Source organism: Candidatus Rokuibacteriota bacterium (genome assembly GCA_016188005.1).
Lineage (GTDB): Bacteria > Methylomirabilota > Methylomirabilia > Rokubacteriales > CSP1-6 > UBA12499.
In genome coordinates this window covers 1-11,981 of sequence record JACPIQ010000039.1, presented here as the reverse complement: position 1 = coordinate 11,981, position 11,981 = coordinate 1, and the positions used below count along the sequence as shown (strand labels likewise).

Genomic DNA, 11,981 nt, shown 5'->3' with positions numbered 1-11,981 from the left:
ACGAGCGAGGCCATATAGTAGTAACTACACCTCCCGCTCCTCTCAGCGCAAGCAAATTCTCTAGCCCTCATATCTGTGATTTGAAAGCCGTCTGCCGAGACACTCGTTTAGTAGCTACGATCCCGGCGAACGAGGCGAGGACGGTAACCGACGATCGGGAAAGGCGAAGTAGGTTACGCTGAAGCGCGCCGGCGGACGCTGCGGGGTAAACTCACGCTAGCGGCGGGCGAGGTGCTCCGCGGCGGGCGCGGCGGCCCGCTCGGCAAGGGGCCCGCCGAGCGCCACCGGGACGCGGAGCGCCCGCAGCCCATGCACGCCCTGGAGCTCCTCGAGGGCGAGGTCCTCGACCTCCCGCCCCAGATAGCCCAGGTGCTGCAGGTACTCGATGTAGCCGCGGTACTCGGCGGCCTCGCCGGGCTGCGCGTAGACGACCGCGATCATGCCCGGCTGGGTCGCCCGCTCGGTCGTGCCCTCCACGAGCGCCTTGTCGATGCGCTTCTTGACGATCTCGTAGCGGATGTCGTAGGCACCGTCCACGTCGAACCGCTTCTCGTCGAACCGGAAGCGGATGGAGAGCGGCGCGTGCTGGACGAGGATCAGCTGCGTGGTCTGGAGCGGAACCGGCAGGCTCGCGCTGAGCTGGCCGGCGCGGGCCGCGATGCCGCACACGACCATGAGCTGCCAGAGGCGGAGGTTCTTGAGGTAGAGCGGGTCGAAGCGCCCGTCTTCCACGAGCGATCCGCCGACATAGATCTGGTGGTCCACGCCGTCGGTCTTCTGCTTCTCGAAGTAGTGCGGGAACATGGCCTGGGCGGCCTGCTCCTCGAGGTCGAGGTAGGAGGAGATCGTCTCGGTGATGCGCGTCACGCTCTCCTCGAAGACCTGCCGCCGGCGGTACACGGTGCCGCGCCGCGGGTCGAGCGCGGCCCGGTAGGCCTCGATCCGGTCACGCGCCTCGCGCCCGAAGACCGCGAGCTGATCGAACAGGCACTCGATGTCCCCTCGCAGGAACGCGATGACCCCCACCTCGTCGCCCGACGCCAGGGTGCCCTCGACGCGCGCGAGGTGCTTGTCGATCCGATAGCGCAACTCGTCCAGCGCGGGGAGCGGCCGGGCCCGGGAGGCCGCCTCGACGACGTCCCCGGCGAGCCGGAGCTGCGCGAGGAGATCGTCCTGGATCGCCCGCGCCCGTTGCACCGAGGAGCCGCGGATGTCCGAGAGCGCGTAGAGCGGGTAGACGTTCTCGAAGACGATGGGCTCGAGCTCCAGGGCGGCGCCGACCCCGTGGCGCTCGATGCCATCGAGCACGGCCTTGCGGAAGCGCCACTCCACCACCGGGTGGATCGCGGTGAACCGCTCCTTGATCTGGGTCTGGATGCGCCCGTTCAGCTCCTCCATGCTCCGCTGCACGGCCATCGAGAACAGCGGGAGCACCTCGTGGACCTTCGGCAGGTGGGTGGCGTCGAGCTCGCCCGGTTCGGGAGAGCTCAGGGCGAAGGTGCCGATGGTCCGATCCTGGTACCGCAGCGGGGCGCACAGGAAGCTGCGCGCGCCGCTCTGGATCAGCTGCTCCTCGACCACCGTCCGGCCCGGCAGCGCTGCGAGGTCGGCGACGACGACCGGTTGCCCGTCCTGGACCGCCCGCTCGAACAGCGACCCGGCGTACTGCGCGACCGTGAGGCGCGTGGAGTCCGCGAAGATGCACCCGTGCACGTGACGCTCCTCGCAGTTGAGGACGAGCACGCGCCCGCGGTCGAGCACCGCCACCCCCAGGCGAAGCGCGGGTCGGCGGAAGAGGGTGCGGAGCCGCGCCTGCAGGCCGAGGAACCGCGTGTCCGAGACGATCGACTCGCGGTCGACGAGATCCCACTTGAGCGCCGAGAGGACTTCCTGATCGGTGACCTCCAGCGCGCGGACGATCGCCACGCCCCGGAGCACGAACTTCTCCGGGGGCAGCACCCCGCGCAGCCGATCGGCGTCGAGGAGGTTCGCGTGCAGCCAGTGATCGAGGTCCTCCGTCAGCGCCGGAATGGCGCCCTGCGGCACCACGTCCACGAACCGCCAGTCGAAGAGCATCCGGAAATGGCGGTCCAGGCCCGTGTCCGGGTCCGTCACGGTCATGATCACCGGGTGGTCCACGTCCAGCTCGATCCCGTACACGCGGCGGAGGACGAGCGCATAGGCGTGGGCCAGGCGCATGGCGCCCAGGCGCTGCGGGTCGAGATCCACGCGTCCCTGGATCGCCCCGTCGGGGTTCATGAGGAGCCGCTGCATCGACGGCGTGGCGTAGAAGCCGCGGAGCTGGAACGGGGTCGTCGCGGCGCCGTAATCCTGCTCCCACGACGCCGGTGGAAAGACCGCCGCCATGAGGACGTCCACGATCTCCCGGTGCTTGGCGATGACCGACGCGTCGGGGAAGGTGCCCAGCAGCTCCGACGCCTTCAGGATCTCGTCGCCGACCATCTGGGCCAGCACCCCGAGGGCCGAGCCTTCGTTCCCGGACCGGGTCCAGAAGGCGATCAGCGGGGCGAGGGAGAGCTCGCAGCGGAACGGAAACTCGCTCGGTTCGGCGCACGGCGCCGACGGGGGATCGGCCGAGGCGGCCAGGAGACCGGGCACGACGTTCCTCACGGCGTCACCATTGTAGCAACAGCCCTCTCTGTCTGCTTGGATGACGACCGGAGGCCGTCGGTTGCAGCGAGGGACACAGGACGCCCTCACCCGCTCCTGAAGAGATCGGCGCCAAGATACTTCCCGCCGCCGTCGGGGAGGACGGTGACGATGACGCCCGCGCCGATCCGCCGGGCCACGGCGAGCGCGGCGGCCACGGCCGCCCCCGACGAGATCCCGCCGAAGAGTCCTTCCTCGCGGGCGAGTCGGGCGGCCATCTCGTAGGCATCTTCGGTGGCGATCGCGAGACTCTCGTCGGCAAGCGTGGGGTCGTAGATCCCCGGCAGGAGGCTGCTCGGCATGTGCTTCAGGCCCTCGATCCCGTGCAGCGGCCTGTCGGGCTGGAACTCGATCAGCTGGATCGAGGGGTTGAACTCGATCAGCCGCCGGGCGGTCCCGACGAAGGTCCCGCCGGTGCCGAGGCCCGCGATGAAGTGGGTGATGCGCCCGCCGGTCTGGGCCCAGATCTCCGGCGCCGTCGTCTCGTAATGGGCCTGCCAGTTCGCCGGGTTGTTGTACTGATCCGCATAGAAGTAGCGCTCGGGGTCGGCGGCGGCGAGCGCCCTGGCCGTTCGGATGGCGCCGTCCGTCATCTCCAGGGCGTCGGTCAGGAGTAGGTCGGCCCCGTACGCGGCCAGGATCTTCTTGCGCTCCTCGGTGGCATTCGCCGGCAGGCAGAGCCGCACCGGGTAGCCCCGGGCGGCCCCGATCATGGCGAGGGCGATGCCGGTGTTCCCGCTCGTGGCATCCAGGATGATCTTTCCCGGGCGGAGGGCGCCGCTTTGCTCCCCGGCGAGCACCATGCGGTGCGCCGGCCGGTCCTTGACCGACCCGCCCGGGTTCAGCCATTCCACCTTGGCGTAGATCTCGGCCCCCGGGACATCCCGCGGGATGGCGGCGAGGCGGACCAGCGGCGTACGGCCGATGGCGGACAGGATCGTGTTCGCCGTCATGGCCGGGATTGGCGAGGGCCCAGCATGCGCTCGGGCCGCACCCACCGGTCGAACTCCTCGGCTGTCAGGTGGCCGAGCGCGAGGGCCGCCTCCCTGAGCGTCAGTCCCTCGCGGTGCGCCTTCGTTGCGATCTCGGCGGCCCGGTCGTAGCCCAGCCGCGGCGCCAGTGCCGTCACGAGCATCAACGACCGCTCCAGGTGCTGGCGGATCCGCTCGCGATCGGGCTCGATGCCTCGCGCGCAGTGCTCCTCGAAGGACTCGCACGCGTCGGCCAGGAGGCGAATGGACTGGAGGACATTGTGGATGATCAGCGGCTTGAAGACGTTCAGCTCGAAGTTCCCCGAGGCCCCACCCACGTTCACGGCCACGTCGTTGCCGAGGACCTGGGCACACACCATCATGAGTGCCTCGGATTGCGTGGGGTTGACCTTGCCGGGCATGATGGAGCTGCCGGGCTCGTTCTCCGGGATCGTGATCTCACCGATCCCGCAGCGCGGTCCCGAGGCCAGCCACCGGACGTCGTTGGCGATCTTCGTGACGGCCGCCGCCAGGGTCTTGAGCGCCCCGTGGGCTGCCACCAGGGCGTCGTGAGCGGCCAGGGCCTCGAACGTGTTCTCCGCCGAGACGAACGGCTGCCCGGTCAGCTCCGCGATCTTCTGGGCCGCGCGCTCGGCAAACTCCGGAGGGGCGTTGAGCCCCGTCCCCACCGCAGTCCCCCCGATGGCCAGCTCGTAGAGGTGTGGCAGGGCCGCCTCGAGATGGCGGCGCGCGTGGTCGAGCTGGCTGACCCACCCCGAGATCTCCTGTCCAAGCGTCAGCGGCACCGCGTCCTGGAGGTGCGTCCGTCCGATCTTGACGACGTCGGCGAAGGCCCGCGCCTTCGCGTCCAGCGTGTCCCGGAGCCGGCGCACCGCCGGGAGGAGCCGCCCGTGGAGCTGCTCCACGGTCGCGATGTGCATGGCGGTCGGGAAGGTGTCGTTCGAGGACTGGCTCATGTTGACGTCGTCGTTGGGGTGGACCGGATCCTTCGAGCCGAGCGCGCCGCCCAGCAACTCGATCGCCCGATTGGCGATGACCTCGTTGCAGTTCATGTTGGTCTGGGTGCCGCTGCCGGTCTGCCAGACCACCAGCGGGAAATGGGCGTCCAGCGTCCCTTCGATGACCTCCTGCGCCGCTTGAGCGATGGCCCGGGCCGTGGCGTCGGGCAGGAGCCCGAGGTCCCGGTTCCCGAGCGCGCAGGCCTTCTTGAGGATGCCGAAGGCCCGGATCATCTCCCGCGGAAAGCGGTCACCGCCGATCCGGAAGTGCTGGAGCGACCGCTGGGTCTGGGCGCCCCAGTAACGGTCCGCCGGGACCTCGATCGCCCCGAGGGTGTCGGTCTCGACCCGCATCGCCATGCGATCGCCTCCCTCCGATTCCTCCGTCGCTGCGTGTCGTCTTGGCGCTACCGGTTTTCGTGTGGATAGAGGTCGAGGCTACCACAGGGGAAGTGGATCGCGGTGAACTGCGAGGGGGGCTCCCCCACGGGACTCCCGGAAGAGCCGCCCTCGACCCCGGCGTCCTAGGAGCGCGGCTGCGGCGGCGGGGGGACCCGGAAGGGCGTGTGACAGTTGCCACACGCGAGGCGGCCGAAGTCCTTCACGAGGGACTGGGTCAGGGCCTCGTTCTTGGACTTGGAGGCGTCCCGCAGCTTCACGGCCTCGGCCTCCATGGTCTTGGCGGCCTTCTCGAACTCGGCCCACTTCTGCCAGACCTCCGGCTTTGCCTTGGACTTCTCGGTGTGCGACCCCTCGGGGAAGAGCGAGGGAATGTGCATGGCGTTGAGCGCGAGGGTTTCCGCGTTCACTGCAATGGCCTCGATCTGGCCCGCCTTGGCCTTGGCCTGGATGTCCGCCCAGCTCGCCCCGTTGAGCTTCATCAGGCGCTGGCGATCGGCCACGATGTCCCCCGAGCCCATGCGCATCTTCGGGGCGCATCCCGCCGCGGTGACGGCAGCCAGGATACCGATCACGAGGCTCGCACTCACTCTCGCTCTTGCGTTCATCCCTCGCCTCCTTGCTCGGGAATGGGCGTCCGCGGGGCCGGCGCCCGATCCCTCATGGGGTTGACTCGGCCTAGTCCCCGATCTCGTTCTTGATGGCCGGGATGGACTTCAGGTAGCGGGCGATCGCGAGGCGATCGGCCGCGGTCAGGTCCTTGAGTCCGGCTGAAGTGCCCTGAATCACCTCGCCCATCAGGCCACCCGCCACGTCGCCGTCGGGTCGATTGCCCGTGCCCAGGTACTCGGCGATCTGCTCCTCGGTCCAGTCGCCGATGCCCGTGCCCTTGTCGGGCGTGATGTTGGGCACCGCTTTGCCCTCGGGCCCCTTGCCCTTCTGGTTGCCCGCCAGGAAGCGCGAGTTGTCCGTCGCCTGCGTCATGCCCCGTGGCGTGTGGCACTCGCCGCAGTGGCCCACCGCCCGCACGAGATACTCTCCGCGCGCCCGGCCGGAGGTCGGCGCGGTGGCCGGCGGCGTCTCGCGCGGGGCGAACGCCGCGAGCCATGCGGGCAGGAATACGCTCTCGAAGAGCGGGACCGTGATCTTCTTCGGCGTATTGGGTCGGCTCACCGGCGGCAGGCTGCGGAGATAGGCGACCAGCGCGCGCAGGTGCTCCTCGGCCATCCCGTTGAACACCGTGTATGGATGGACGGGAAGGAGGCGCTCCCCGTTGGGCCGGCGGCCCGAACGAATGGCGGTGATGACTTGCTGGTCGGTCCACTTCCCGATCCCCGTCGCCGGATCCGGCGTGATGTTGGAGGAGTAGACGGTCCCGAATGGCCCGTCGTACCTGCGCCCCCCGGCATTGAGCGTCTTCTTGGGCTCGGTGTGGCAGCCGCAGCCCGCTGCCGCGCCGAAGATGTACTTGCCCTGCGCCACGAGATCGGCCGATTGCGCCCCGGCTGCCGCGGGGCTGGCCAGGACCAGGCCGAGAACCAGGACCGCCAGGGCCCCGCGCCGGGCACTCAGGGACTGCGATCTTGGAAGACGCGCACGGCTGCCCATGTCGGCTCGGCTGGGAGAACTTTCAAGGACCGGAGAAAGTTCCCGGGCGCCCGCCAGGCTCCCCCTCGACCGCCGGCCGGGGGTCAGCCTCCGCTGAAGGCGGGCAGGAAGATGAGCGAGTCCCCGGCCCGGACGAGCTCGTCCGCGGCTCGGCTTCCGCCGAGCACGGTGCCATTGTGGACGATGCTCACGTGCTCGGCCAGCCGGCCGGTGCCGATGTCCAGGATGGCCGTGCCGAAGGCCGGATACTTCTCCGCCAGGGAGGCGAGGAAGTCGCCGAGCGTCACGGCTCCCTCGACGTCCTCCTCGAGGAGAAGGCGGGAGGCGTCGCCCTTCCCGAACTGCTGAGTGAGCCAGGGGACGATCTCGAGACGCACCGTCCCCGTCCGGGCTCCTACCACAGGTCCTGCGCCTGCTGCTCGAGCCCGTACCGCCTCAAGGTCTCCGGCAAGGGCTTCCCCGTCCGCCGGTCCCAGCCCATGAGCTGGTAGTAGTTGTCCATCATCCCGTCCCACTCGGGACCGATGGCCTTGTTCTTGACCGGGCCATCGACGGGCACCGAGCCGTAGCGCAGCGACGGCTTCTCCGCCTCGGCAGGGACGCCGTGCCTCAGGTTGAACGCCCACGCCCATGTCCCATCCGGTCGCGGCATTCAGCGCCTTCGTGACGAGCTTCAGCTCCGTCCGCGTGCAGAAGCGACAGGTCCCGAGACAGTCCTCGAAGAGCATCCGTCCCTTGGTCTTTGCGACGAAGGTCGAGACGTCCGCCCCCTTGAACGGATCCCCTTCCTTCAGCCCCAGCTCCTGGGGCAGGACCGGTGGGCCGGCCTCGATGGTGCCCGTGTTCGACACGGAGGTGTCGAGCATCTCGAACCACCGGCCCCGGTGATCGTGTCCCCTGGGGGTGTTCCCCTTGTGCGTGAAGATCGCCAGGCTGGCGGCCTCGCCGCCGACCGAGCGGGACGCCCGCATGATGCCCTCGGCCAGCAGGTTGCCGACGCCGTCTCGGCGGGCGATCTTGCGGAGCATGGCCCGGGCGCCCTCGACATTGCCCCAGTTCATCCGGAGCCCATCCGTCTGTTCCTCGGTGAGGAGGCCTTTCTCGAAGCACTCCATGACCCACCCGATGACCCAGCCGGCCTCGTTGTTCTCCAGGCCGAGGCGATCCGTCTCGTTCGACAGCACGAGGGCTCCGGCCGGGTCGGTGTTGCCGATCACCGGGCCCCAGGCCGCCCACTGCTCGTACTCCGGCTCCTCCCCGACGAAGCCCGCATACGGTCCGTCGGTGACCGTCATCATGTGCAGGTGGTGCATCTGGCAGGCCCAGCACGGCGCGGCCTTGACCTCGAAGCGCTTCCGGTAGTTCACGGCCATGAAGGGCTCGTGCTCCGGAAAGAGGTTGGTGGTGTAGTTCTTCACGGGAAGGTAGCCGCCCGCCTCCGCCCCGCTCAGGAGCATCCCGGTGCCCCAGTCGTACATCCGCTTCGTGGCCGGGTCCGCCTTGATCGCGTCGACGATCTCCCTCGCGGTGGAGGCGAGCCCGGCCGGATCGTGCACCCTGACGCCGCCCCGCGTCCGGGCGGCGACGATGGCCTTCAGCCTCTTGGAACCCATCACCGCGCCGGAGCCGTTGTGCCCCGCGACATGTCCCTTGTCCCCGGCCACGGCGGCGAACCGCACCAGGTGCTCGCCGGCGGGCCCCACGCCGAAGACGCTGACCTCGCTCTCCTTCTTGCCCAGCTCGGCCGCGATGGCATCGTGGGTCTCCCACGTGTCCTTCCCGGCCAGGTGGCCGGCCGCCCTCAGCTCGGCCTTTCCGTCGACCAGGTAGAGGTAGACGAGCGCGTCGGAGGCTCCCTGGATGACGATGGCATCGTAGCCATTGAAGCGCAGATAGGCGCCGAGATAGCCGTTGGCCTGCGTGGAGGTGGCGCCGTTGGTGAGCGGCCCCTTGGTGACGATCGAGATCGTCCCGGACCCCATGACGCGCGTGCCGCCGAGAGGCCCCGAGCCCACGATGAAACGGTTCCGCGGGTCGTTCCAGGCCACTCCCGGTGGCACTTCGTCGTAGAGGATCTTGGCCCCGAGGCCGGAGCCGCCGACGAACTTCCGCATGGTCGCCGCGTCGACGGCCTCATCGCCGATCTGCCCCGTCGAGAGGTCGACGCGAAGAAGCCTGCCGGTATAGCCCGTGGTGTCAGACATCTCGCGAGTCCTCCTCCGAAGCCTGGGAGCTCATGTGCCGTCCGGGAACGCCGCGATCGCCAGTCGACTGCCATGCCATCCTGCCCCGGGCACCGCCGCGCAGTCAAGGACGCGTCCGTTCGCTGACGGTGCTGGAGCGCGATCAGCGCCCCGAGGGCCCCCAGCGTCCCCGCCAGGTAGTCGGGGATCGTGGGCGTCCCCGGCGAGACCGGTGGCCGATCAGGGTACCCCGAGATGTACGAGACGCCGCTCACGGCCGCGGCGATGCGCCCGAAGCCGGGGCGCTCCCGGTACGGGCCTGTCTGGCCGAAGGCCGAGATCCGCACCATGACGAGGCCCCGGCTCACGGCGTGGAGATCCTCCCAGCCGAGCTTCCAGCGCTCCATGGTCCCCGGGCGGAAGTTCTCGGCCAGGATGTCGGCCTGGGCGGCCAGCCGCCGGATGAGCGCCTGCCCTTCGGGCGCCCGCAGGTTGCACGTGATGGATTTCTTGTTCCGTGACTCCGCCAGCCACCAGTACGAGAGCCCCTCCGCCGCCGGCGTGCCGAGCCGGCGGAGGTCGTCGCCGCGTCCCGGCTGCTCCACCTTGATGACGTCGGCGCCGAACTCCCCGAGCAGAGTGCAGCAGAACGGGGCGGCCACGAAGGTGGCGAGATCCAGGACCATGAGCCCGTCCAGCGCGCTCGCCACGGTCACGCCACCGCTTCCGGGAGGGCCGGTCTCGGGACGCAGTCCGTCATGGCGCTGAACCTGGACCAGCGGCGGCTCGCCCCGTCACGTCTGGAGGTCGCCCACCGCCGTGGACAGGGCCTCGAGCTCGGCGCGCCAGGACGTCGGCGGGGCCACCGGACGCACGACGAACTTGGAGACGCCGACTCCGACGAACCGCTCGATGACCTGACGCAGAGCCGGCAGCCCCACCGGCGTCAGCTCGAGGGCCCGCGGCCGGCGGGCGGTCATGACGCGCGCGGTGGCCGGATCGATGGGCTCGCGCGCGTAGCCGATGCTCACGCCGAAGTGCTCGCGACTGAGCGCGCGTCCGGCCCTGGCCGCCGCTCCGTCGATCACCACGCGTCCCGCTGCCGCCTCGTCGGGCGTGCAGAGCGACGGCAGCCAGCCATCCGACAATCGCCCGCAGCGCTCGAGGGCGGCGGGCACCGTGCCGCCCAGCCACACTTCGAGCGGCTGCCGCACCGGCAGCGGGGAGAGCTTGACATCGTGGAAGCTGCCGGCGGGGCCGTCGTGGCTCACCGTCTCGCCGGCCCACAGGCGCCGCAGGAGCGGCAGCGCCTCGTCGATGACCGCCCCCCGGCGCCGGGGCTCGACGCCGATCGCCTCGCGCTCCGGCGCGTACGTGAGCCCGGGAACGAGCGTCACCAGGAGCCGCCCCCGGCACAGCACGTCCAGGCTCGCGAGCTGCTTGGCGAGCCTGAGCACGTTGCGGCCCGGCAGGAGCATCGTGGTCCCGAGCTTCACCCTCGGATTGCTCGCCGCCGCCCAGGCGAGCCCCACGACGGGATCGATCACCGGGCCGGTCAGCACCTCCGAGAGCCACAGCGAGTCGAACCCGAGCTCATCGATCGCCGTGACGAGCTCGCCCAGCGCCTCCGGCGTCGAGGAGGCGCCGGCCGCCCCCACCCCGATGCGGATCTTCATGGGGCGATTCTACCCCGATGACCATAAAGATGCGTCGCCGAGCAGACGTCTGATATCAAGGAAGGAGATGGCGACCCTGCCGGCCGGGACCCCGACTGCCGCGCCGAAGGCCGCCCCATCCGCCGCCGAGATGGGCGCCCGCCAGCGGGACATCTCCGTCTCCGAGTTCTTCACCAAGAACCGCCACCTGCTCGGCTTCGACAATCCGAGAAAGGCGCTTCTCACCTGCGTCAAGGAAGCCGTCGACAATGCGCTCGACGCGTCCGAGGAAGCGGGCATCCTGCCCGAGGTCGTCGTCAGGCTGGCGGTCGCCTCGAGCAACGGGGAGGCGCCGCTGCCTGCCAGCCAGGCGACCCGCTTCCGCGTCACGGTCACGGACAACGGCCCCGGCATCGTCCGGCAGCAGATTCCGCCGATCTTCGCCAAGCTCCTCTACGGCTCGAAGTTCCACCGCCTGCGCATGAGCCGCGGCCAGCAAGGGATCGGGATCTCCGCGGCCGGCATGTACGCCCAGCTCACGACCGGCAAGCCGGTGCAGATCATCTCGCGCACCGGCGCGCGGGCCGCGGCCCACTACTTCGAGGTCCAGATCGACACCAAGAAGAACGAGCCCAGGATCTTCGAGAGCAAGAAGATCGACTGGGAGCACCCGCGCGGCACCCAGGTGGCCCTCGAGATCGAGGGGCGCTATCAGAAAGGCCGCGCCTCGGTGGACGAGTTCCTCGAGCAGGTCGCCATCGCCAATCCGCACGTGCGGCTCCTCTACCACACGCCGGAAGGGGAGACGCGGGAGTACCCCCGGACGATCGACGAGCTGCCGCCCCAGCCCCGCGAGATCAAGCCGCATCCGTACGGGATCGAGTTCGGCGTTCTCCTGCGGATGCTCCACGACACGCGGAGCCACTCGCTCGCGGGATTCCTCGCCGCCGATTTCAGCCGGGTCTCCGCATCCGTCGCCCAGGAGGTCTGCCGGACGGCCAGGCTGTCGCCGAACGCGCGGCCGCGGAACGTCCACGGCGCCGACGCCGAGGCGCTCTACAAGGCCATCCAGGCGACGAAGATCATGGCGCCGCCGTCCAATTGCATCTCGCCCATCGGCGAGAAGGCGATCCTCCACGGCCTGTACAAGCAGATCAAGGGAGAGTTCTACACGGCGGTGACCCGGCCCCCGTCGGTGTACCGCGGCAACCCGTTCATCATTGAAGCGGGGCTCGCCTACGGGAAGGGGCCGGACCAGGCGGCGGCCACGCCGGAGGCGCCCGCGGTCCCGCTCGCCGAGGGCGAGCAGCGGGAGGATGACAGCGAGCTGGCCCGCGTCATCCGCTACGCCAACCGGGTCCCGCTGCTCTACCAGCAGTCGGCCTGCGCGACCTTCAAGGCCGCGCTCGAGACCGCCTGGCGGAACTACGGCGTCGCCCAGTCCCGGGGTGCGCTCCCGGCCGGCCCCATGGTGGT

Annotated in this window: 8 protein-coding genes and 1 pseudogene; 1 reads left to right on the top strand and 8 read right to left on the bottom strand. The window is 69.9% G+C overall.

Going from position 1 to position 11,981, the window contains the following annotated elements; genetic code table 11:
• Positions 1–216 precede the first annotated feature (216 nt).
• The 8 genes and pseudogenes from HYV93_08270 to HYV93_08235 form a co-directional block, all read right to left on the bottom strand.
• Positions 217–2,631: a GAF domain-containing protein gene (locus HYV93_08270; GenBank protein ID MBI2525964.1), complete on the bottom strand. Its 2,415-nt coding sequence runs from the start codon at positions 2,629–2,631 to the stop codon at positions 217–219.
• A gap of 86 nt (positions 2,632–2,717) precedes the next feature.
• Positions 2,718–3,623 (bottom strand): cysteine synthase, encoded by a 906-nt coding sequence (locus HYV93_08265; GenBank protein MBI2525963.1) that lies wholly within the window; start codon positions 3,621–3,623, stop codon positions 2,718–2,720.
• Positions 3,620–5,020, bottom strand: a complete 1,401-nt coding sequence (fumC, locus tag HYV93_08260; GenBank protein MBI2525962.1) for a class II fumarate hydratase — start codon at positions 5,018–5,020, stop codon at positions 3,620–3,622. The genes HYV93_08265 and fumC overlap by 4 nt, the downstream gene beginning before the upstream one ends.
• A 164-nt stretch (positions 5,021–5,184) precedes the next feature.
• Complete coding sequence (locus HYV93_08255) at positions 5,185–5,667, bottom strand: cytochrome c (GenBank protein MBI2525961.1); 483 nt, start codon at positions 5,665–5,667, stop codon at positions 5,185–5,187.
• A gap of 70 nt (positions 5,668–5,737) precedes the next feature.
• Entirely contained in the window at positions 5,738–6,667 is a 930-nt protein-coding gene (locus tag HYV93_08250) for a cytochrome c (protein ID MBI2525960.1), read from the bottom strand.
• Positions 6,668–6,750: 83 nt separating this feature from the next.
• Entirely contained in the window at positions 6,751–8,871 is a 2,121-nt protein-coding gene (locus HYV93_08245) for a MoaD/ThiS family protein (protein MBI2525959.1), read from the bottom strand.
• A 116-nt stretch (positions 8,872–8,987) separates the two neighbouring features.
• Positions 8,988–9,536, bottom strand: a pseudogene (locus HYV93_08240) (CoA transferase).
• A 108-nt stretch (positions 9,537–9,644) separates the two neighbouring features.
• Positions 9,645–10,526 carry an LLM class flavin-dependent oxidoreductase gene (locus HYV93_08235; protein MBI2525958.1) on the bottom strand — a complete coding sequence of 294 codons (882 nt, stop codon included), beginning with the start codon at positions 10,524–10,526 and terminating at the stop codon, positions 9,645–9,647.
• 67 nt (positions 10,527–10,593) lie between these two features.
• Between HYV93_08235 and HYV93_08230 the strand changes: the two genes are divergently transcribed.
• The coding region (locus HYV93_08230; GenBank protein MBI2525957.1) for a DNA topoisomerase VI subunit B at positions 10,594–11,981 on the top strand (1,388 nt) is incomplete at its 3' end.

Coding starts and splice junctions, on each gene's coding strand:
- HYV93_08265 (MBI2525963.1), bottom strand. CDS start 3,623: ATGACGGCGAACACGATCCTGTCCGCCATCGGCCGTACGCCGCTGGTC.
- fumC (MBI2525962.1), bottom strand. CDS start 5,020: ATGGCGATGCGGGTCGAGACCGACACCCTCGGGGCGATCGAGGTCCCG.
- HYV93_08255 (MBI2525961.1), bottom strand. CDS start 5,667: ATGAACGCAAGAGCGAGAGTGAGTGCGAGCCTCGTGATCGGTATCCTG.
- HYV93_08250 (MBI2525960.1), bottom strand. CDS start 6,667: ATGGGCAGCCGTGCGCGTCTTCCAAGATCGCAGTCCCTGAGTGCCCGG.
- HYV93_08245 (MBI2525959.1), bottom strand. CDS start 8,871: ATGTCTGACACCACGGGCTATACCGGCAGGCTTCTTCGCGTCGACCTC.
- HYV93_08235 (MBI2525958.1), bottom strand. CDS start 10,526: ATGAAGATCCGCATCGGGGTGGGGGCGGCCGGCGCCTCCTCGACGCCG.